The sequence below is a fragment of the Streptomyces sp. JLYT201 genome (assembly GCF_059448825.1).
Window position 1 is genome coordinate 130865 of record NZ_CM182551.1, and the last position, 21472, is coordinate 152336.

The following is a 21472-nucleotide window of genomic DNA, read 5'->3' on the forward strand; positions in this document are numbered from 1 at the left end:
CAAGGGAGATTCTCCGACATGAAGGCTGTTGTGATGGCCGGCGGCGAGGGCTCACGGCTGAGGCCGATGACCTCGGACCTGCCCAAGCCGCTGCTGCCGGTCGCCGACCGGCCGATCATGGAGCACGTGCTGCGCCTGCTCAAGCGCCACCGCCTGGACGACACGGTCGTCACCGTGCAGTTCCTGGCCTCCCTCATCCGCGAGCAGTTCGGCGACGGCAGCGCGCTGGGCATGCGCCTGAGCTACGCCACCGAGCCCTACGCGCTGGGCACCGCGGGCAGCGTGAAGAACGCCGCCGGCCTGCTGGGCGAGGAGCCGTTCGTGGTGATCTCCGGTGACGCGCTGACCGACATCGACCTCACCGACCTGATCGCCTTCCACCGCGCCAAGGGCGCCCTGGTGACGGTGTGCCTGACCCGGGTGCCCGAGCCGGTGGAGTTCGGCATCACCGTCCTGGACGCCGGCGGGCGCGTGGAGCGTTTCCTGGAGAAGCCCACCTGGGGCCAGGTGTTCTCCGACACCGTCAACACCGGCATCTACGTCATGGAACCCGAAGTCCTCGACTACGTCGCCGCGGGCGAGAGCGTGGACTGGTCCAGCGACGTCTTCCCCCGCCTGCTGGAGGAGGGCCGGCCCGTCTACGGCTACGTCGCCGAGGGCTACTGGGAGGACGTGGGCACCCACGCCAGCTATCTGCGCGCCCAGGCCGACGTCCTGGGCGGGCAGGTGGGCGTGGAGCGCGCCGGGGTGGAGCTCTCCCCCACCGTGCGGGTCCACAAGAGCGCCCGCATCCACCCCACCGCCCAGCTGACGGGGCCGGTGTATGTGGGAGCGCACGCCCAGATCGGGGCGGGCGCCCGCATCGGCGAGCACACCGTGGTGGGCGCGCACGCGGTCATCGACCAGGGCGCCCAGCTGCGCCGCGTGGTGGTGCACCCGCACGCCTATGTGGGCCCCGGCGCGGTGCTGCGCGGCTGCGTGATCGGCCGCAACAGCAGCCTGCGCCGCGATGTGCGCATCGAGGAGGGCAGCGTGCTGGGCGCGGGCTGCGTGGTGGAGGAGGACGCCCACGTCGCCGCCGACGTCCTGGTCTACCCGGGCAAGACCATCGAGGCGGGCACCACCGTCAACGACAGCCTGATCTGGGAGTCGCGCGCCACCAAGTCGCTGTTCGGGCCGCGCGGTGTGCGCGGCGTCCTCAACAGCCAGGTCACCCCCGACCTCGCGGTGCGCCTGGCCAGCGCGTTCGCCACCACCCTGCCGCGCGGCGGCCAGGTCACCGTGGCCCGCGACCACGGCGTGGCCGCCCAGGTCCTGCTGCCCGCCATGATCTCCGCGCTGCGCGCGGCCGGCCTGGGCGTGCGCGATCTGGGGCACGTGCCGCTGCCGCTGGCCCGCCGGCACACCGCCGAGGACAGCCACGGCGGCATCGTGGTCACCACCACCCCCGGCAGCGAGGAGAGCGTCGACATCCTCTTTCTGGACGCGCACGGCATCGACGTCTCCCCCACCGCCCAGCGCGGCCTGGAGCGGGTCTTCAGCCGGCGCGAGTACCGGCGCGTGCTCTCCGGCGAGATGGGCCGCCTGCAGGCCGCGCCCACCAGCATCGAGGAGTACGCCGACGAACTCACCGCGCACCTGGGCACCCTGGACGGCGTGGGCCGGCGCCTGAAGGTCGTGGTGGACGCCGCCTGCGGCAGCACCGCCCTGACCCTGCCCGCGGTCCTGGGCCGGCTCAGCATCGAGGCCCTGACCGTCAACAACGCCCTGGTGCCCGCCTCCAGCACCGAGACCCCGGCCGAACGCCGCGCCGCCCTGCACACCCTGGGCCACTTCGTGGCCACCTCCGGCGCCGACTTCGGCGTGCGCTTCGACCCCACCGGCGAACGCCTGTCCCTGGTCGACGAACAGGGCCACATCATCGCCGACGACCGCGCCCTGCTGCTCCTGGTGCGCCTGCTGACCCGCGAGGCGGGCGGCGGGCGCACCGCGGTGCCGGTCACCGTCAGCCGCGCGGTGGAGCAGACCGCCCTGGCCCACGGCGGGCAGGTGCGCTGGGTGGCCACCGCGCCGGGCGATCTGAACCGCGCCGCCGCCGGCGGCGGCTTCATCCTGGCCGCCGACGGCGACGGCGCCTTCGTGCTGCCCCAGTTCAGCATCTACGCCGACGGCGTCGCGGCCTTCGTCAAGATCGCCGCCCTGCTCGCGGCGGACCACACCACGCTCAGCGAACTCATCGCCCCGCTGCCCGCCGTGCACGTGCGCCAGCGTGATCTGCCCACCGCCTGGCGCATCAAGGGCCAGGTCATGCGCACCGTCGTCGAGGCCGCCAGCGGGCGGCAGATCGACACCACCGACGGAGTGCGCGTGCTGGAGGACGACGGCCGCTGGGCCCTGGTCCTGCCCGACGCGGCCGCCCCCATCACCCGCCTGTGGGCCGAGGGCCCCGACCCCGCGGCCGCCGACGCCCTGCTCGACGAATGGAGCGCGGCCGTACGCGGCTCCGCCGCCGCCTGACCCCCACCCCCCGGCCAGGGGGGCGGGTGGCGCCCAAAAGAAGAGAAGAGGGGGTGCGGCCGGCGCCCGCGCAGGAGGGAAACAGCCCGCCCTCGTGCCGCGGGCGCCGGCCGCACCCCCCTCTCTCTTTCCCTCTCTTTCCCTCTCTTTCCGCCCGGCCCCCGCACACAGCCGCCCGTCCCGCCCCCGCCCCCTTCCGGTTCCGGAAAAGGGGGGCGGGGGCGCCGGTGTCGGCGGCCCCGGCGGGGGCTCAGGTGCCGTGCAGGCGGGTGCGGGTGCCCGGCAGCGGCTTGGGCACCGCGGCGGGCAGCGCCACCCCGGGCGGGGCGGGGGTGGTCATGTCCCACAGCCCCGGCCCCGCTCCCGGTGCGGCGGGCACCGCCGGCGCGCCGGCGGCGGCGATGGCCTCCTCCACGGCCCGGGCCAGCTCCTCGGCCGTGGGCACCCCGTCGATGCGCCGCTGCCCGGCCACGATCACCGGCACCATCGTCACCTGCGCCGGGCCCCGGGCGTGGGCCAGGCTCTGCTGATGGGCGCGGGCATAGCGCGCCGACATGATGGCCGCGCGGAAACCCGCCCGGTCCAGGCCCGCCTCCACCGCAAGGCCGGCCAGGACCGTGGGATCGGAGATGTCCTGCCAGTGGTGGAAGTAGGCGCTGAAGACCAGGTCGGTGTAGCGGGCCCCGGCCCCGTGCTCACGCGCGTACTGATAGCCCAGCAGCGCCATCCGCGCCCGGCGCAGCGGGGTGCCCGGCGGCCCGGCCAGGTGCACGCCGCGCTCGGCGCCCAGCGGGCGCACCGAGTTCTCCCACACCCCGCGCGGGTACTCCCCCGCCTCCTCCACGCAGTTGGGGTTGACCTCGAAGGGATGGAAGGCGGGGGCGGCGTCCCGGCCGTGCAGCGCCTTGGCCAGCACATGCCGGGTGATCAGGCTGTAGGGGCAGATGAAGTCGAACCAGACATCGACCGTGACAGTCATCGGGCCTCACTTGGACGCGGGAGTAGAACGGGAGTTGCCAACAGCACCGGAAGCACCGGCAGTTCCGGGAGGGCCGGGGGTGCCGGGAGGGCCGGGGGCGCGGGGGGTGGCGTAGCGGCGCAGCAGGGGCTGCTCGACAACCGTGTGCAGTACCCAGGCCGCCAGCAGGGTCAGGGCGCAGGCCAGCAGGAGCAGGCCCGCGGCCGCCCCGGTGCTGAACGTGCGGTGCTCGCCCAGGGCGCGGTGGCCGTGGAACTGGATGAGGCGGTGCAGCAGGTAGAAGGCGAAGGACAGCTCGCCCAGCCGTACCAGGGGGCGGCTGGCCAGCAGGGTGCGGGCCCCGCGCAGATCGGCGCGCGCGCCCGCGGCGACCAGCCAGGCCAGCGGGGCCGCGCCCAGGGCGGCGATGCCGTAGGCGACGGGCAGGGCCAGCGCCAGCAGGTAGGAGGCGGCCAGGGTCAGCACCGGCAGTGCCAGGTGGCCGCGGGCGCGGAAGCGGCCGGCGGCCACCAGGCGGGCCATCACCATGCCCAGGACGAACTCCGCCGCCCGCACCGGCGGGAAGGCCAGCAGGAACCAGTACTGTTTTTCGCTGATGGCCAGCCAGGACATGTCCGCGCCGGAGGGCAGCAGCAGGCCGGACAGCGCCGGCAGCGCGGCCACCAGGGCCGCCAGGGCAGTGGCCCACCACCACAGGCGCTCGGCGCGGATGCGGCGCACCCCCGCCCACAGGGCCGGAAAGGCCAGATAGAACAGGGCCTCCGCGCTCAGGGACCAGCTGACCGGGTTCGCGCTGAGGATGACGTCCACATCCGGCTGCCAGGCCTGCACCAGCAGCAGGTTGCGCAGCAGCCCGGGCCGGGGCAGACCGGCGGCCGCCAGCAGCGCCACGGCGGCCGCCAGCGTCACCAGATGACTGGGGTAGATCTTGACCAGGCGGCGGCGCCAGAACGCCCGCCAGGTGTCGTGGGAGCGGGCGGAGAAGGCCAGCACGAACCCGCTCAGCACGAAGAAGAACGACACACCCGTCCAGCCCGCCTGGCTGACCGCCCGGGCGAAGGCGTCGTTGACCTGCCGGTCGGCGAAGAGGTTCTCGTAGGAGGCGTGGAAGCAGAACACCAGCAGCGCCGCGGCGAAGCGCATCCCGGTCAGCGACGGCAGCCGCCCCGCCCGGCCCGGCTCCCCGCCCACGCTCACGCTCACGCTCACGCCCATGGCGTCACGGACACCCCAGGCACCCATGGCACGTCACCTCACAGCACAGACACAGACACAGACACAGCACGGCAGGACCCGCAGCAGCGCGGCCCGCACCGGGGCCGGGGGCACAGCCCCCGGCGGGGGCGGGGTGTCTCACGGCCGCGGGCCCGGCGGCGCGGCGGGGGCGCGCAGCAGGCGGGGCAGCAGGGCCAGCGCGGTCAGCGCCAGCAGGGCGGCGGCCGCCAGGCCCGCGCCGAAAGCACCGGACGCACCGGACGCGGTGGCCGTGGTGGGGCTGTCCGGGCCGGCCTGGGCGGTGAAGGCCAGGCCGGTGAGGGTGACGCCCAGGGCCATGCCGAGCTGGGCGGCGGTCTCCAGCACCCCCGAGGCCGCGCCCGCCAGCGCCGCGGGCATCTCGCGCAGCGCGGTGGCGAACAGCGGGCTGACCCCCAGGCCCTGCCCGAAGCCGATGACGGCCAGGCAGCCCAGGAGCACGGCGGTTTCGGGCCGGCCGGCCACCGCGGCGGCCAGCAGGGCCAGGGTGCCCGCGGCGTTGAGAACGTAGCCGGCCACCAGCAGCCGGGTGCCGATACGTTCCTGCAGCCGCGGGGCCAGCAGCGAGGCGAGGACGAACGTCAGCGCCAGCGGGGTGAAGCACAGCCCCGCGCGCAGCGCGCCGTAGCCCATGGTGCTCTGCAGGTGCCAGGTGAGCAGGAAGAACAGCCCGGCGTTGCCGGCGAAGAAGGCCACCGCGAGGGCGCTGCCCGCACGGAAGCGGCCGCGGGTGAACAGGCCCGGGTCGATCACCGCCTGTCCGCCGCGGCGGGCCAGGGCCCGCTCGTGGGCGGCCAGGAGGGCGGCGCCGGGCGGGAAGGCGGCCAGCATCACCACGCTCCACAGCGGCCAGTGCGCGCCGTGGCCCAGGGTCAGCGGTACCAGCAGCAGGGCCAGGGCGGCGCTCAGCAGCAGGGTGCCGCCCGCGTCCAGTCCCGCGCCCCGGCGGGCGGGGGCCGCGCGGCGGGGGGCTCGGGGCAGGGTCAGGGCGGCGCCCAGCAACAGCAGCAGTCCCAGGGGGACGTTGAGGAGGAAGACGGGGCGCCAGGACGTCCCGAACAGGTCGGCCTGCACCAGCAGGCCGCCCAGGAGCTGGCCGGCCACCGAGGCGCCGCCGATGGTGGCGCCGAAGGCGGCGAAGGCGCGGGCCTGGCGGGATCCGGTGAAGGCGGTCTGCAGCACCGACAGGACCTGGGGGTAGAACAGGGCCGCGCCCAGCGCCTGCACGGTGCGAAAGGCGATCAGTGCCGGGGCCGAGCCCGCCAGGCCGCAGGCCAGGGAGGCCGCGGTGAACAGCGCAAGGCCCGCGAGGAACAGCCGCCGGAAGCCGTAGCGGTCGCCCAGGCGGCCGCCCGTGACCAGGAACAGGCCGTAGGCCAGCAGATAGCTGGAGACCGTCAGCTGGGCCTGGGCGAAACTGGCGCCCAGGTCCGTGCGTACGGCGGGCACCGCCACGTTGACGATGAACCCGTCCATGATCGCCATGAAGGTGCCGCCCAGGACCACCGCCAGCAGCCAGCCGGGGCGGCGCGCGCCCGCGCGTGCGGGCGCGCCCGCAGCCGGGGCAGCAGCAGCGGCAGCGGGGGCGGCCGGGGCGGGGGGTTCGGCGGGGGTGCGGGCAGAGACGTCTGTGTCCGCCACGGGGCAGCTCCTTGCAAAGACACCGGCCGACAAGGGGGGTTCAGGGGGTATCTCCAGCCTCAAGCGCCCGGCGCCGGCGCGGCAACGCCGACTTGCGCAAGACGCAGCCGCCTACAGGCCGCGCCCGCAGCGGATGCCGTACAGGGCCAGCTCCCAGATGCGGGCCAGCTGTTCGGGGGCGCTCTTGTAGGTGTCGCAGCCCTGCGGTCCGCAGCTGCGCAGGTAGGACTCCACACCGGCCACCAGGTGCTGCACCAGGGCCAGGACGGTGCGCGGGTCGCAGCCCGCGCGCAGCTGGCCCGCGGGCATGGCCTCCAGCAGTTCCTCGATGGCCGGCAGCCAGGCCCGCGGCCACAGGACGGCGTCCTGGGCGCCCTCGCGTTCGCGGCTCAGGCGGGCCGCGGCGCGGACCGCGGGTTCCTCCTGGAGCAGGGCGGCCAGCTCCAGGGTGACGTCCACGACCGTCTCCAGGGCCGCCTGGCGGCCGTCCAGCAGCCGCTGGACGGCGTCGCGGGTGGTGGTGAGCCCGCGCAGCTGCACGGTGTCGGCCAGTTCGTCCTTGGTGGGGAAGTGGAAGGTCAACGCGCCCATGGAGATCCCCGCCGCCTTGCTGATCCGGCCAAGGGACGTGCCGTGAAAACCGGCGTGGTCAAAGGCCACGGCGGCTGCCTGCACCAGAGCCTCGCGGGTGCGTGCGGCGCGTTCCTGTTTCACTGTCGACTCCCTTGGGGACGTGGGACACCCCCGCGCACCACAGCGCGGCACGGGGGGTGAAGGCGGTACACGAGCGGTCAAGTCCCGGCACACGGCCGGCAGCCACCGGCGGGCCCGCCGGCCCGGCCCGCGCACCGCCCCCGCCGCGCACACCGCCCGGACAGGGCCCGCCGCCCTGGCCGGGCGGGCGGGTGTCCGGGCCGGATACGGGGCGGGCGGGCCCGGGGGTGCCGCTCGCCCGCCGGTGTGTGCGGTACGCCCTCACATACGCTGCGCCCACCGGCGAAGACAGCGGCACCGGCTTGGACGGCGACACCGGCGCAGACGGCAGGGGCGGCGGGGGCGGTGAAGGCGCGGTCCTGGGGCGCGCGTTCACCTCAGCGGGCACCCGCCGCACGCGGGTGCGGGCGCGGTGGGGCGGCGCGGAGGACGGTGGGGCGCACCTGCGGGCGCGGCCCGCAGGTGCGCAGGCCACAGCCTCAGGACCGCGGCCTGCACCGGCCGGAGCGGGCGGCGGGCCGCCGGGCATGCGGACCCGGTGCGGCGGTGCGGGTGCGCTGCTGGTGGAGGCGGGTGCCGTGTGCGGCGCGCTGCGCGTCACCGAAAGCCCTCCTTCCACCGCGGCCGACGTACCGGACTTTGAGCTTCCGACGCGGGAGGGGACACCACAACGCCAACGTGGGAAAGCCTCCGGCCTTTTTCTCTCCCCACTCCCCCTCTTTCCGCAGTTTTTCGCCCTTTCGTCCGACCGGACACCGAAAGCCCGGACTCTCCCGGCAACCCCCCAAAGCACCACACCGCCCCCACACCCGCGCCCCGGCCGGGGCGCACACCCGGCCCGGACCGGCCCGGAAACGCAGTACGGCACGGGATGGCGGGACGGAGTGCGGGGCGGGGTGCGTGAGGAGTGCGGGGGTGCGGCAGGGGGTGACGGGAGGGGGGCGGCGGGGTCCGGGGGGCGTTCGCGCGGGCGTGAAGTCCCGGGCGGGGCGCTGGAGTTCACCAAGTCGCACCGGTACGCTCCCCTCTCTCGAAAACAAAGCGAACGTTCGCTACGCTTTTTGGGTCGGACACGTCACGGAGGGGAACGACCATGGCCGGACAGCAGCAGGTGGGGGTGACGTCAGCGGCGGGGGGCAGTGATCCGCTGTCCGCGTTCGCCGCGGCGCTCTTCGGGCATCTGCCGCGCGCCGATCAGCGGCGCTGGGCACAGGGGTATCTGCAGGGACTGCTCTCGACGCCGGGCAAGAAGTCGGTGCGGCGCCTGGCGGCGGCGATCTCCGATTCGCCCACCGCCTCGCAGTCGCTGCAGCAGTTCATCAACGCCAGCCCCTGGGAGTGGGAACCGGCCCGCAAGGAGCTGATCCGCTATGTGGAGCAGCGGGCCGCCCCGCGGGCGTGGACCATCGCCACCGCGGTGCTGCCCAAGCGCGGGGGGCACTCCTGCGGGGTGCACCGGCGGTTCGTGCCCGAGGCCGGGCGCACCATCAACTGCCAGCTGGGGATCGGGGTGTTCCTGTCGCTGGGCGAGATGCAGCTGCCGGTGGACTGGCGCCTGATGCTGCCCGAGCAGTGGAACGCCGATGAGCGGCTGCGCGAGCGGGCCCGCATCCCGGCCGTGGCCCGCCACCGGCCGCTGTGGGCGCACGCGGCGGACCTGGCGGGCACGCTGGCCAGGCAGACCCGGCACGCGCCCGCGCCGGTGGTGGCGGATATGAGTGACCACACCGATGTCGCGCAGCTCATCGAGCAGCTGCACCGCCAGGGCCGGGCGATGGTGGTGTCGGTGCCGCCGGGGATGGGGGTGTGCCCGGCCACCGCCCGCACCACCGCCTCGCACCTGGGCGCCCACAGCCCGCACGGCGCAAGGCAGTTCCTCTACCAGCACAGCACCCGCCATCCGCACGTGGTCACCGTCACCACGCCCGAGCACGGCCAGCGCCACATCCGGATCCTGTCCGGCCTGATCCGCCTGCCCGGCAGCGCCCACACCCTGCGGATCTTCACCCAGTGGCGGCCCAGCCTCCAGCGCCCGGCCCGGGTCTGGGTCTCCAACCTGCTGGACGCGCGCCTGGACGAGCTGATGTCCCTGGCCCAGCTGCACGCCCGCACCCGGGCCACCATGACCCACTTGGAGCAGGAGTGCGGGCTGCTGGACTTCGAGGGGCGCTCCTACCCCGGCTGGCACCATCACATGACCCTGGTCTCGGCCGCCTACGCCTACAGCCGGCTGTGCGCGCCGGCCGCCGACCAGCCCCAGCCCCTGCCCCGCACCGCCTGACCCACCCCCCCCCGGCCGGTCCCCCGCCCCCGGGACCCGGCCCCCGGCGGGGCCCCGGCCCACACCCGGCCCCGGGGCCCGCCCCCTCCACCTCCACCCGACCGCCCCGCCACGCCGCCGCGCCGCCCGGCGGCCGCACCCGCCCTGAGCCCAGGGCGGGTTGCCCACCCCCACCGCCCCGGGCGCGGGATCCGGGGGCCGGAGCCCTCGTGCGCCGTCGCCGTCGCTGTCGCTGTCCAGGGCCTGAGGCCGTTCCGCCTTCTCCGCCGGTCCGGGGGCCGGGGCCGCCCCGCGCCCTCACCATCGGGAGACCGGGGCTGTCCACGCTTTCACCGTCCGGGGGCCGGGGCTGCTGCCCGCTCCCACCCGTCCGGGGCGCAGGGCCCGTTGTGCGCCCTCACCCACGCCCGCCTTCGGCCTCCGGGGCCTGAGGCCGTGACCGCGCCTCCACCCGCCCCGGGCGCGGGGCGCCTTGACCGCCCCAGGCCGGACGGCATTCCCCCACCGCCCGAGGCCGGAAGGCGTTCCTTCACCGCCCCGGGCCAGAAGACCGGTTGTTCACTGTCCCGGCCCCTGGGGGCCTTCGTGCGCCGTCGCCGTCCAAGGCCCGAGGCCGCCCCCCGTCCTCGCCGCACGGACCCCAGGGCCGCCCCGCGCCCTCGCTCTCCGGGAGCCGGGGCCGTTCACGCCCCCGTCCGGGGCGCGGCTGTCCCGCCCCCTCCCCCGTCCGGGGGCCAGGGCCCGTTGCCCGCCCTCACTGCCTGGGGCCCGGGGCCGCCTCCTGTCTTCGCCCGTCCGGGAGAGGGCCGGGGTGTGTCCTTCGTCTTCGCCGGTCCGGGGACCAAGCCGCACCCCTCACCCGCCCTGATTCCAGGGCGAGTTGCCTCCGCCGCCTGGGCCCCGGGGGCGCCCCGCGCCTTCACCTGCCCGAAGTCCGGGCCGTCCGGGCCCCGTCCGGCGCCGGGCCCGGCACATACGTGCCGCAAGGGCTCACCACCGGGCCCGGCCCCGGCGCACCCGCCCCCTTCCTGGCCGGGGCGGGTGTGCTGCGGGACCGGGCGCGGTGCGCGCCTCGGGCAGGGCCCGGCATCCACCGCGGCCCAACTGCCGGGCGCGGCCCGGTGTGCCGCCCGGCCCGCTGCCGCGCGCGGCGGGCTCGGCGCGCGCCGAGGCCGGGGGCGGCGGGGGGTCAGGCGGCGGTCCAGCCGCCGTCGACGGCCATCGCGGCCCCGGTGACGAACGAGGCACGGGTGCTGCACAGCCACGCGGCGGCCTGGGCCACCTCCTCGGGGCGGGCCATGCGCTTTTGCGCGGAGCGGGCCACGAAGGACTCCTCCAGCGCGGGCACCTGGGTCAGCACATCGTCCATCAGCTCGGTACGGGTACTGCCCACCACCAGCGCGTTGACCCGGATGCCCTGGCGCCCGTACTCCTCGGCCGCGGCCCGGGTCAGGCCGATCACCCCGTGCTTGGCCGCCACATACGGCGCCGCCGCCCCGGTGGCCACCACCCCCGCCACACTGGCGGTGTTGACGATCGCACCCCCGCACCCGCTCTCCAGCATCTGCGTGATCTGCGCCTTCAGGCAGTTCCAGGCCCCGCGCAGATTCACCTCCACGATCCGGGCGAACACCTCGTCGTCCGTCTCGTGCAGCCGGGTGCCCGCGGTCGCCCAGCCCGCGTTGTTGAACGCCGCGTCCAGACGGCCGAAGACATTGACCGCCTCCTTCACCGCCCGCGCCGCGTCCTCGGCGACGGTGACATCCCCCGGCACCGCCAGCGCCCGCCCGCCGCCCGCCGTGATCTCCTGCACCAGCGCACGTAACCGCTCCTGACGCCGCGCCATCAGCACCACCGCCGCACCCTCCGCGGCGAACAACCGCGCCGCGGCCGCACCGATCCCGCTCGAGGCCCCCGTAATCATGACCGTCGCCCCGCCCAGCAGATCCCGCCCCGCTCCCAGACCATCCCTCACCAGCAAACCCCTCCCCTTTGTGAAATCCGCTTCGCCATCTGCCGCGAACCCGCAACCCCCTACGCATACGCATACGCATACGCATACGAGACCCGCATCCGCCGCACACCTGCCGGCAACCCGCACACCGGCACGCACACCTGCCGCACCCGCCCGCCCCGGCCCGCGCACACCGACAGAAGAAACCTTTCCCCGCCCCAGGCCCCAGACCACCCCGCCCACCACTCACCGCACCGGCACACGGCCCCGCACCCCATACACAGCACAGGACAACGAGCAGGACCACGAACACAGGGACAGGGGCGGGCGTACGGGCGGCAGGCCGCGTCCCGAGCGGGACGCACCGCCGCGCAGCGCACCCCCGGCGCACCGAGCAGCACCTGGTGGCGACGGGGACATCCCCGGGGCAGGGCGCCTGCGAAAGGCACCGAGCACGGGAGCGCCGGGGGGGCGGGCCGCGGCAGGCGCACGGCAGGCCGCCCGCGCCGCGGCTAGCCGAAGAAACGGGCATGACGCCGGGCCCAGTCGGCAAAACCCGCCGGAGCACGGCCCATCACCTGCCGCACCCCCGGGCTCACCCCCGCCTTCGCCCCCGCCCGCTGGCGCTCGGCGCTCTCCACCAGCGCCCGCGCATACGGCTCCGGATACCGGCTGCGCCACAGCCGCCAGGCCTCATCCACCCCCATCTCCTCAAACCGCAACGCCCGCCCCAGCACCCGCCCCAGCACCCGCGTCTGCTCCCGCGCACACACCGGCCCCGGCCCCGTCAGCTCATAACAGCGCCCCCCGTGCCCGGGCGTGGTCAGCACCCGCGCCGCCACCGCCGCCACATCCGCGGGATCCACACACGCATTCACCGACGACCCGTACACCGCCCGCACCACTCCCCGCTCCCGCACCGACGGCGCCCAGGCCAGCGCCTTGGACATGAACGCCCGCGGACGCAGCACCGTCCACGCCAGACCACACTCGCGCACCCGCTGCTCACACATCCGCTGCCAGCACGTGATCACATCCCCGGCCCCCGTATCCGTCACCGCCAGCGCCGACACCTTCACCACATGCCCCACCCCCGCCCGCACCGCCGCCTCCAGCACCCGCTCATCATGATCAGGACGCAACGGATCACTCGTAATCAGCAACAACGCATCCATCCCCGCCAACGCCCGCTCCAACGAGGCCCGGTCACCGAAATCCGCCCGCACCTTCACACCCCCCACCCCCGCCCGCACCGCAGCCCGCGGATCCCGCGTCAACGCCCGCACGTAATGCCCCGCCTCCAACTCCCCCACCACCAACCGCCCCACCGTCCCCGAAGCCCCGGCCACCACCACCCGCACCCCACCACCGAAGCCGCCCGCACGGCCCGTGCCCCCCGGGCCCGCACCGACCTCGCCACCTGCGCCGACAGCACCCCCCACACCAGCCGAGCCACCCGCCATCACACCCGCCGCACCGTCAACTCCCCCCACACCGACGGCATCTCCCGCCCCGCCTGCACCAAGCCCGCTGCGCCCACCGCGCGCACGGGCCGCCCGGGCGGCCGTACGGGCGGCACCGCCCGTGCGGGCAGCCGTGCCCGCCCGCTCGTCCGTCACGTCCCGGGCCGTGTACGGCCCTGCCGGCAACGACACCCCCGCCCCCGTTTCCTCTTCGCCGGCTACCGGCCCCGGCCGGGATCCAGATCGATCGCAGCCGCGGCCTTCGCCCGCGCGATTCCCGGCAGCAGCAACTGCCACATATGCACAATCCGCTGCGGCAACGCCGCCGTCGTCCCCGTCAGATGCGCATGCTGCTGCGTGCCCGTCATCGCCCCGACCACGAACTCCGCCACCACGCCCGGCTCCACCCCCGCCGCCAGTTCCCCCTGCTCCCGCGCCACCTCCAGCCAGCCCTGGAAGATCTTCTCCCACTCATAGAACGACGTGTCGTCCTCAATCCCGTGGCTGCGCTGCTCCACCGCCAGGCGCACCCCCGCCCTCAGCAGCGGGTTCACATTCAGCTGATGCGCCCACACCAGCGACAGATCCACCAGCCGCTGCAACCCCTGCGAATGCACCCGCGGCACCATCACCTCCGGCTGCGCACGGATCACCGCACGCGCCAGCGCCTCCTTGCTCTCGAAATGGAAATACACCGCCCCCAGCGTCACCCCCGCCCGCCGCATGATCTCCCGCATGCTCGCCCCCCGGTACCCCAACTCATCAAAAGCCAGCGCCGCCGCCCGCAAAATCTCATCCCGGGTCTTCACCGCACGCTCCTGCTTGGGCTCCACCATCGAGCGTCCCCTGCCCTTCCTCGCCACAAAAACGAACGGCCGTTATTTTACGCCCCCACCCCACCCCCACACCAGGCCACCAACCCCACCCAAACCCACCCCCCACCCACCCGACCCCGCCGCAGCCCGGCAAGACAAGAGCGATGCACCGGGCGCGGCCAGCGAGAGCTGACACCGGACACGGCAACTCAGCACAGTCAAAGCCCCGCAGCGACGAGGCCCGGCACCCGGCCGGAGAACGCGGGCGGGGACCGCATGGCGACGCCGGGGCCCCCACCGCCTCGCCGCGAGGGCACGCTGCCGCGTGGTGCACAAATCAACAGCACGGCCAGCAGCACACGATGAGCGACCGCAGGCCGTCCCTGAGCCCCAGAGTCCCCCGGACGGGCCGCCCGCCCCGGCCCCCGGCCCCGCGCCCCGGCCCGAAGGCGGCCCCGGTTCTTCTCCCGCCGCCCGCAAGGGCGAGCACCCGGCAACCCCGGCGGCAGCGCCCCGCACACCCTGCGCCTGCAACTTCCGCTCTCCCGGCAGGTCGTACGGCAGCAGCACCGGCCCGCACCGCACAACAGCGCACGGGTACACGGAGCACCCGCCACACCGGCCAGAGCTCCAGGGCGCCCCGGTCCCGGGCGGGGCCGCTCCAGGCCACCTAGGCCCTGCCCGGCAGAGCCCGCAGACGGGTGCATCCCTGCGCGCCCGCACAGACGCACCGTCGAACCGGCGTTGACCGCCCGTTGATCGACGCCCGCTCTACTGCGTGCGTCAACCCCCTTCGCCCAAGCCCTGAAAGGACCCTCATGATCAAGCACATAGCCGTAGGCGCGGCAACAGCCGCCCTGTGCACCCTGGGCGCCACCACGGCCCTCGCCGACACGCCCGCCGGCAACCCCGCCCTGCCGGCCGCCGCCCACCCCGCCACACCCGCACACAGCCCCGTCACCACCCCCCAGACACGCGAACACCGCCTGGACACCCACCACATGACGACTTCCAGCTGGCTCGACAAACCCCGCCCCGGCGAGCTGTAACCCACCCCACACACGCCCCGCCGGACCCCCAGCCGCCGGCGGGGCACCCACCCCCACCACACAACCCACCCAGACACCGAGAGCAGCCCGGGAACGCACAGCACCGCAACACCGCAGCCGGGCCGCTGCACGAACAGGTCCTCACCGGAGCGGCAGCGGGCGCGCGGCCTGCGGCAGGTGGTGCGCAGCACCCCCGATGCCGCTGTATGATCTTCACGTAACTCCGGTGCAGGGCACGGGAGTCGCGCGTCTGTGGTCCAAGGAAAGACGTCCATCATCCGATGGGAAATGCAGGTGCAAGGCCTGCCGGGCGCTCCGCACGAAGGCCCCCTCCACACGGAGGGGGCCTTCACTGTTTCCGGGCGCCGGTCCGGTGACGGCGGGCCTGCACCGCCACCGGCGTCCAGGCCGCAGTGCCAGGGCAGCCCCGCCAAGCGCGGGCCCGCCCTACGGGCCGGCTCTGCTGCACGAGACGGCCGCGTTCAGCCGGGGAAGCGGCCCGATGAGCGCAGGGCCCAGCGCCGTTCGGCGTAGGCCAGGTCGTCGCGCCACAGCCGGCGCGCCGTGTACCGGATCAGCGGGCGCAGCAGCGCAGAGGCCCGGCGGGCCGCGGTGAAGCCGGGGCGGTCGGACGTGGCCATGACGGCTTCCACCACGGCGGTGCGCGGCCTGCCCCAGGGGTCGGGGGCCAGGGGTGTGGCGTGGGTTTCCACGACCGAGCCCCTGCCCTCTCCCTCGGTGATGCGCATGACGACGGTGCGCGGCCCCGGGGCGGTGAACACCGCGCGGACGGGGACGACGAGCCGTGCGGCGACCTTGAAGGAGACGTCGACGGTGAAGGCGTCCTCCTCGTCGTGCGGGCCGGGGGTGTCCACGACGGTGAGGTCGACGAAGGAGTGGGGGTGGAACCAGGCCCCGTGCCAGGGGTCGAGGCGGTTGGCGACCACGTCGTCCGGCTCGCAGAGGCCGACCCCCGTGTACACGGCTGTCAGGGCGGTGGCAGCGGCGGGGCGGGCCGCTGCCGGTGGTCGGGCGGTCGGCTCCTTGCCTCCGGCGGCGTCGAGGCGCACCCAGAGCAGCACCCCGTCGTCGTGGGCGGGCCACGGCTGCCAGCCGGCGAACGGGCTGCCGTCCAGGGCCAGTCCGTGCCAGTGGCACACCAGGGTGCCGCCGCACACCGGGCTGTCGCCCAGGGGCGCCCCCAAGTGCGGGCAGGCGCCGGGCCCGGCGACGAGACGGCCTTGCGCGTTGTGCCACAGGACCACTTCGTGGCCTGCGACGGTACGGGCCAGGGGCCGGTCGGCACGCAGTTCGCGGGAGGCGCCGAGCGCGTACCAGTTGCCGCCGGGACGGGCCCGGGCCCGCTGGAGCGCGTCGGCGATCAGCGCGGGCCGGGCCTCGCGCCAGGTGGGGCGCTGGCGCTGCCAGGGGGCGGGGGCGCGGCGCAGGCGCAGGGGCAGGCGGCCGCGCCGGGGCGGCTGAGCGGGTCTCACGCGGGCTCCTTCGGGCGGGAAGGCGTGGGGCCGTCCCCGGCGGGGGCCGGTGCGGGGCCGTGGCGGGCGGTGAGGCGGGCCGCGGCGAGGCGCAGCAGGCCGTCGGCCGCGAGGAGCGCGCGGCGCCGGCGGGGCACCACCGCGCGGCGGTGCAGCACCCTCCAGCCGTCGGCGGCGACGGCGTCGAGGATGCCGCCGTACAGCACGAGCGCGGTGCGGATGCAGGGCCGTGCGGCGGGGTCGAGCAGCGCTACGCCTGGCGCCGCGCGGCGGTAGGCGGCGCGGGTGAGGGCCTCGAACTCGCGCAGGGCCGCGGTGACGCGCTGCTCGCTGCGGCCGCTGTCGCGGCAGTGGCGCAGCAGTTCGCGGTCGGCGCCGTGCGCGGCGAGCAGGTCGAGGGGGAGGTAGAGGCGGCCCCGGTCGAGGTCCTCCCCCACGTCCCGCAGGAAGTTGGTGAGCTGGAAGGCCACTCCCAGTTCGGCCGCGTAGGGTGCCGCTTGTTCGCGCGGGACCACGGCACCGAGGACGGGCAGCATCTGCAGGCCGATCACCGCGGCGGAGCCGTGCATGTAGGCGCGCAGGTCGCGGTAGCAGGCGTACTGGGTGACGGTCAGGTCGCTGCGCATGGCGGTGAGGAAGTCGGTGAAGTGGCGGTGGTCGATGGCGTAGCGGCGGCTGGTGTCGGCCAGGGCGGCGACCACCGGCGCGCTGCCCTGTCCCGGTCCGTGTGCGAGGCCGTGTCGCAGGTCCTGGCTCAGCCGGTCCAGGGCGGCCCTGCGCCGGGCCGTGTCGCCACCGGTGCCGGGGGCGTGGTCGCCGGCGGGGGCGTCGACGATGTCGTCGGCCCAGCGTGCGAAGCCGTACAGGGCGTGGACGGCGGGGCGGCGTTCGGGGGGCAGCAGGCGGGTGGCGAGGAAGTAGGTGCGGCCGTGGCGGGCGTTCAGCTGGCGGCAGTGGGTGTAGGCGGCGCGCAGACGGCGGTCGGTGATGCGGGCGGCGTCCAGTTCGCGGGCGGTCACGGGCGTGCTCCCCGGGTGCGGCGGCCGGGTGCGGCGCGGTGGCCGGTGAGGCGGGCGGCGGCGAGCTTTCCCGACAGCAGCACGGGCGGCACTCCGACGCCGGGCGTGGTGCCGCAGCCGGCGAGTACGGCGTTGGCGGTGCCGCGCACCAGGTTGCGGGGGCGGAACGGGCCGGTCTGGGCGAAGGTGTGGGCGGCGGAGAAGGGGGTGCCCGCGGCGTGTCCTAGGCCGGTCCAGTCGGCGGGGGTCACCAGGCACTCCTGCTCGATGCAGGAGGCGATGCCGGTGAGGCCGCGGCGGTCGAGTTCGCGCAGCAGGCTGTCGCGGTAGCGCGGTGCCAGGGTGCTCCAGTCGGCGGGGCCGGGCCCGATCGCGGTGTTGGGGCAGGGCGCGAGGATGTAGTGCAGGTGCCGGCCCGGCGGTGCGAGGGCGGGGTCGGTGGCGGTGGGGCGGGTGATCAGCAAGGAGGGGTCGCTCATCAGCTGGCCGGTGCGGGTGAGTTCGTGGAAGGTGCGCTGCCAGGCGTGGCCGAACGACAGGGTGTGGTGGGCCAGTTCGGGCCAGGTCCGGTCGCAGCCGGCGTGCAGGACCACCGCTGAGGGTGCGTGCCGCAGGCGGGCCGGGCGGCGCGGGGTGTGTCCCAGCAGGTGGTAGGCGAGCGGCAGGTCGGGGGTGAGGACGACGGCGTCGCAGGCGATGCGCTGGTCGTCGGTGACCACGGCGGTGATGCGCTCGCCCGTGCGCTCCAGACGGGTGACCTGCTGCCCGTAGTGGAACCGTGCCCCGGCCCCGGCCGCGGCGTGGGCCATCGCGCGGGGCAGGGCGTGCATGCCGCCGCGCGGGAAGTACACCCCGGCGATGGTGTCCATGTAGGCGATGACCGCGTAGGCGGCCAGGGCGCGCTCGGGCGCGACGCCGGCGTACAGGGCCTGGAAGCAGAAGACGCGGCGCAGGCGTTCGTCGCGCAGGTGGCGGGCGATGCGTGCCTGCCAGCGGCCGAAGCCGCCCAGTGCGGCGAGGCGGAGCAGGTCGGGGGTGAGCAGCTGGAGCGGTGAGTCGAAGTCGGCGTCGAGGAAGCGGGCGTGCTGGGCCCGGTAGAGCCGGCGCAGCCAGCGGCGCAGCCGGCGGTAGCCGGCGGCGTCGGCGGGTCCGGCGAACCGTTCGATCTCCGCCTCCATCGCGCTCGCGTCGGTGTGCACGTCCAGGGTGCTGCCGTCGGCGAAGCGGGCCCGGTAGGCGGGGTGCAGCGGGATCAGGTCGACGTGGTCGCGCAGCGACGTGCCGACCGCGGCGAACGCCTCGTCGGCGATGTCGGGCATGGTGAGCACGGTGGGTCCGGTGTCGATCAGGTAGCCGCCCAGGGCCCGGCGTCCGGCCCGTCCGCCGGGCTTCGGGTCACGTTCCACGACGGTGACCTGGCGGCTCGCGCCCAGCAGGTGCAAGGCGGCGGACAGCCCGGCGAGGCCCGCGCCGACCACCACGACGTGATCGGTCGGTCCTTTGACGCTCCGGGTCACCGCTGTGCCTGCGTTCCCGGGGCGGTCAGGGCCGCGGCCAGGGGAAGGCCGCCGCCCGCGCACGCCTGGCCGGGCGTGCCGGTGATCTCGGCGAGCAGGGCCCGCAGCCGGGCCGCCGCGCGCGGCTCCAGGGCGGCGTCGCCCAGGTGGCGCAGGCACTGCCCGCACAGGCGGGTGATCTTCGCGGCCACCAGGTCGCGCGCGCCGGTGGAGACCAGGACGTCGCGTACCGCGGCGAGTTCGCTGCCGGGCAGGTCCGCGCGGCCCACGGCGCGTTCCAGCACGCCGAGCGCGGTGCGGTCGTCGGCGCTCGTGGCCAGCGCGCGGGCGGCGGCCAGCAGGTAGGTGGGCTTGCCCGCGCGTACGTCCCCGCCGGAGGGCTTGCCGGTGGCCTGGGGGTCGGCGAAGAGGTCGTCCAGGTCGTCGCGCAGCTGGAAGGCCAGTCCCGCGCAGCGTCCGGCGCGGCACAGCGCGAGCGTGGTGGCGTCGTCGGCTCCGGCGAGCACGGCGCCCAGCTCCAGCGGCCGTTCGACCGTGTACAGGGCGCTTTTGAGGCAGGCGGAGCGGACCGCCCGGTCCAGGGTGTGGGCGCAGGTGGCCTGGCCCTGCACGTCGAGGTACTGCCCGGCCACCATTTCCGTGCGCAGGGTGCGCCACACCTCGTTGAGCCTGTGTGCGGTGCCGGGCGCAAGGCCGGGGTCGAGCACCAGGTCGGCCAGCACGTCGTCGGCCCAGGCCAGCGCGAGGTCCCCGGCGAGCACGGCGGCCGATCCGCCGAGGCTGCTCGCGGCGGAGGGGGGTGCGCTGCCGGCGTACTGGCGGGTCACGTCGGCGTGCAGGGCGCTCTGGCCCCTGCGGGTGGCTGCCTGGTCCATCAGATCGTCGTGGACCAGGGCGCAGGTCTGGATCAGTTCGAGCGCCGCCGCCGTGCGCAGCGCCGCGCGCGCGGGGGCGGCGTCGGCTGCGCCGCCGCAGGCGCGCAGGGACCACCACACCAGGCGGGCGCGGATGCGGCGGCCGCCGCTGCGGGTGAAGCGGGCGACCCGCTCGGCGATGTCATGGGTGAACACCGTGTCCAGGGCGCGGCAGCGGGCCAGGCGGTCGGTGAGCAGCCGCTCCAGCTCCCGGCCGACGGCAGCGGGCACGTCGTCGTCGACCGCGTGCGCCTGGCCCGGCCCGCGCGCGCGGCCGGTGGCCCCGGGGCGGGGCGCGTCCCTTGTGCCCTGGGGGCCGTGCGGCCGGTGCGGCGGGTCCGCCGTGAGCCGTCCGGTCGCCTGGGTGGAGCACATCGCGGATCCTCTCGCCGGTCGGGGCGGGGCCTGGTGTCCCGCACCCTCTGCCTCTGGCCTACGTCGTGCCGTTGTGTTGCTGTTCCTTCCTTGCCAGACATTCCGCGCGGCAGGGGTGCGCGGATGCGCTGCTTGGCGGATATCCCGCCGCGGCGGGATATCCGGGCCACGGCACCCGCCCGGCTGCATCCGCACGGAGCGCCGGGCGAGAAGACTGAGCGCAACACCCGGCCGGGGTAAGGAAACAGACGTGGATGCGGACGTGGACGTGGACGTGGATGTCGCCGTCGTGGGCGCCGGAGCGGCCGGCCTGTCGCTCGCGCTGCGCCTGGCCCGGCCGCCGCTGGGCGCGCGGCGGGTGACGGCGGTGCTCCTGGCCGCGCCGCCGGGCCCCTCGCGCACCGCGCGGCGCACCTGGTGCTACTGGGAGTCCGGGCCGGGGCCGTACGACGAGGCGGTGACGGCGTCCTGGCAGCGGCTGCGCGTGCGCTCTGCGGGCGGGCGGATCGTGGATGCCGCCATCGCGCCGCTGCGCTACAAGATGCTGGACTCCCAGGCCTTTGAGGCGCTGGCCGGGCGGGTGCTGTCCGACAGCTCGTGCGTGCGGCGTGAGGAGGCCCTGGTGGAGCGGGTCGAGTCCGTGCCGGGCGGCGCCGTGGCGCACGCCCGGCGGGCCGACGGCACCCGGGTGCGGGTGCGGGCCCGCTGGGTCTTCGACTCCCGGCCGCCCGCGCGCCTGCCGCCCGCGCGCACGACACTGCTGCAGCACTTCCGCGGCTGGTTCGTGCGCACCCGCACGCCGCGGTTCGACCCCGCCGCGGTGGAGCTGATGGACTTCCGCACTCCCCAGCCCGCGCACGGCCTGTCCTTCGGATACGTCCTGCCGACCGGTGCGTGCGAGGCGCTGGTGGAGTACACGGAGTTCTCCCGCGGCCCGCTCGGCCGCGACGGCTACGACCGCGCGCTGCGGCACTACCTCACCCAGGTGCTCGGGGCCGGCGCGTACGAGATCACCGCGACCGAGCAGGGCGTCATCCCGATGACGGACGGGGACTTTTCCCGGCGCGCCGGCGCGTGCGTGTTCCGCGTGGGAGCGGCGGCCGGGGCGACCAGGCCGTCGACCGGGTACACCTTCAGCGCCGTGCAGCGCCAGGTCCTCGCCGTGGCCGCCGCGCTGCACGCCGGGCGCCGCCCGCTGCCGCCGCGGGCCCACTCCGCGCGCTCCCACCTGATGGACGCCGTGCTCCTGCACGCCCTGGACCGCGGCCGCGTGGACGGCCCGGCCTTGTTCACCCATCTGTTCTCACGCGTGCCCGCGCCCCGCCTGCTGCGGTTTTTGGACGGGCGCACCAGCCTGTTGGAGGACTTGTCCATCGGCCTGCACGTGCCCGTGGCCGCGATGCTCGGCTGCGCGCTCGCCCTGCCCTTCACGCCGCGCCGCGCCCACCGCCCGACCTGATGCCCCCGCCCCCGCCCCCCGTCCTCGA

15 protein-coding genes are annotated in these 21472 nt (G+C 75.5%); 4 read left to right on the forward strand and 11 right to left on the reverse strand.

The features are described from left to right. The first annotated feature begins 18 nt into the window (after window positions 1-18). On the forward strand, window positions 19-2517 hold the full coding sequence (locus AC5WAM_RS00595; protein WP_495521098.1) for a sugar phosphate nucleotidyltransferase: 2499 nt from the start codon (window positions 19-21) through the stop codon (window positions 2515-2517). Window positions 2518-2767: 250 nt separating this feature from the next. Here AC5WAM_RS00595 and AC5WAM_RS00600 read toward each other — a convergent pair whose 3' ends face one another. The 4 genes from AC5WAM_RS00600 to AC5WAM_RS00615 all read right to left on the reverse strand — a co-directional run bounded on the left by AC5WAM_RS00600 (window position 2768) and on the right by AC5WAM_RS00615 (window position 7105). Next, window positions 2768-3496, reverse strand: coding sequence for a DsbA family oxidoreductase (locus AC5WAM_RS00600; protein ID WP_495521099.1), 729 nt, complete (start codon window positions 3494-3496; stop codon window positions 2768-2770). Between the two features lie 6 nt (window positions 3497-3502). Next, the gene (locus AC5WAM_RS00605) at window positions 3503-4738 is read right to left on the reverse strand and encodes an acyltransferase family protein (RefSeq protein ID WP_495521100.1); all 1236 of its coding nucleotides are present in this window, start codon (window positions 4736-4738) and stop codon (window positions 3503-3505) included. 111 nt (window positions 4739-4849) lie between these two features. Then, entirely contained in the window at window positions 4850-6391 is a 1542-nt protein-coding gene (locus tag AC5WAM_RS00610; protein WP_495521101.1) for an MFS transporter, read from the reverse strand. 111 nt (window positions 6392-6502) lie between these two features. Continuing rightward, window positions 6503-7105, reverse strand: coding sequence for a TetR family transcriptional regulator (locus tag AC5WAM_RS00615; protein ID WP_366795533.1), 603 nt, complete (start codon window positions 7103-7105; stop codon window positions 6503-6505). A gap of 1093 nt (window positions 7106-8198) precedes the next feature. Between AC5WAM_RS00615 and AC5WAM_RS00620 the strand changes: the two genes are divergently transcribed. Further along, complete coding sequence (locus tag AC5WAM_RS00620; protein WP_495521102.1) at window positions 8199-9386, forward strand: IS701 family transposase; 1188 nt, start codon at window positions 8199-8201, stop codon at window positions 9384-9386. Between the two features lie 1189 nt (window positions 9387-10575). On the opposite strand, the gene AC5WAM_RS00625 is transcribed toward AC5WAM_RS00620, so the two are convergent. The 3 genes from AC5WAM_RS00625 to AC5WAM_RS00635 form a co-directional block, all read right to left on the reverse strand. Next, window positions 10576-11349, reverse strand: a complete 774-nt coding sequence (locus AC5WAM_RS00625) for an SDR family NAD(P)-dependent oxidoreductase (RefSeq protein ID WP_495523774.1) — start codon at window positions 11347-11349, stop codon at window positions 10576-10578. 503 nt (window positions 11350-11852) lie between these two features. Beyond that, window positions 11853-12701: an NAD(P)H-binding protein gene (locus AC5WAM_RS00630; RefSeq protein WP_366795535.1), complete on the reverse strand. Its 849-nt coding sequence runs from the start codon at window positions 12699-12701 to the stop codon at window positions 11853-11855. A 320-nt stretch (window positions 12702-13021) separates the two neighbouring features. Next, the gene (locus AC5WAM_RS00635; protein WP_366795536.1) at window positions 13022-13639 is read right to left on the reverse strand and encodes a ScbR family autoregulator-binding transcription factor; all 618 of its coding nucleotides are present in this window, start codon (window positions 13637-13639) and stop codon (window positions 13022-13024) included. Between the two features lie 797 nt (window positions 13640-14436). On the opposite strand from AC5WAM_RS00635, the gene AC5WAM_RS00640 reads away from it, so the two are divergent. Continuing rightward, window positions 14437-14667, forward strand: a complete 231-nt coding sequence (locus tag AC5WAM_RS00640; RefSeq protein WP_495521103.1) for a hypothetical protein — start codon at window positions 14437-14439, stop codon at window positions 14665-14667. A gap of 482 nt (window positions 14668-15149) precedes the next feature. On the opposite strand, the gene AC5WAM_RS00645 is transcribed toward AC5WAM_RS00640, so the two are convergent. Genes AC5WAM_RS00645 through AC5WAM_RS00660 form a run of 4 tightly spaced genes read right to left on the reverse strand, consistent with a single transcriptional unit; the run spans window position 15150 to window position 19985 of the window. Then, window positions 15150-16160, reverse strand: coding sequence for a Rieske (2Fe-2S) protein (locus tag AC5WAM_RS00645; protein ID WP_495521104.1), 1011 nt, complete (start codon window positions 16158-16160; stop codon window positions 15150-15152). Beyond that, entirely contained in the window at window positions 16157-17179 is a 1023-nt protein-coding gene (locus AC5WAM_RS00650; protein ID WP_495521105.1) for a phytoene/squalene synthase family protein, read from the reverse strand. The genes AC5WAM_RS00645 and AC5WAM_RS00650 overlap by 4 nt, the downstream gene beginning before the upstream one ends. After that, window positions 17176-18696 carry a phytoene desaturase family protein gene (gene crtI, locus AC5WAM_RS00655; protein ID WP_495521106.1) on the reverse strand — a complete coding sequence of 507 codons (1521 nt, stop codon included), beginning with the start codon at window positions 18694-18696 and terminating at the stop codon, window positions 17176-17178. The genes AC5WAM_RS00650 and crtI overlap by 4 nt, the downstream gene beginning before the upstream one ends. Continuing rightward, window positions 18693-19985 carry a polyprenyl synthetase family protein gene (locus tag AC5WAM_RS00660; protein WP_495521107.1) on the reverse strand — a complete coding sequence of 431 codons (1293 nt, stop codon included), beginning with the start codon at window positions 19983-19985 and terminating at the stop codon, window positions 18693-18695. The genes crtI and AC5WAM_RS00660 overlap by 4 nt, the downstream gene beginning before the upstream one ends. Window positions 19986-20235: 250 nt before the next feature. On the opposite strand from AC5WAM_RS00660, the gene AC5WAM_RS00665 reads away from it, so the two are divergent. Further along, window positions 20236-21444: a lycopene cyclase family protein gene (locus tag AC5WAM_RS00665; RefSeq protein ID WP_495521108.1), complete on the forward strand. Its 1209-nt coding sequence runs from the start codon at window positions 20236-20238 to the stop codon at window positions 21442-21444. Window positions 21445-21472 lie beyond the last annotated feature (28 nt).

Excerpts from the sequence above, each read along its gene's own strand:
- AC5WAM_RS00605 (WP_495521100.1), bottom strand. The coding sequence starts at position 4,738 with ATGGGTGCCTGGGGTGTCCGTGACGCCATGGGCGTGAGCGTGAGCGTG.
- AC5WAM_RS00635 (WP_366795536.1), bottom strand. The coding sequence starts at position 13,639 with ATGGTGGAGCCCAAGCAGGAGCGTGCGGTGAAGACCCGGGATGAGATT.
- AC5WAM_RS00620 (WP_495521102.1), top strand. The coding sequence starts at position 8,199 with ATGGCCGGACAGCAGCAGGTGGGGGTGACGTCAGCGGCGGGGGGCAGT.
- AC5WAM_RS00595 (WP_495521098.1), top strand. The coding sequence starts at position 19 with ATGAAGGCTGTTGTGATGGCCGGCGGCGAGGGCTCACGGCTGAGGCCG.
- AC5WAM_RS00640 (WP_495521103.1), top strand. The coding sequence starts at position 14,437 with ATGATCAAGCACATAGCCGTAGGCGCGGCAACAGCCGCCCTGTGCACC.
- AC5WAM_RS00660 (WP_495521107.1), bottom strand. The coding sequence starts at position 19,985 with ATGTGCTCCACCCAGGCGACCGGACGGCTCACGGCGGACCCGCCGCAC.
- AC5WAM_RS00600 (WP_495521099.1), bottom strand. The coding sequence starts at position 3,496 with ATGACTGTCACGGTCGATGTCTGGTTCGACTTCATCTGCCCCTACAGC.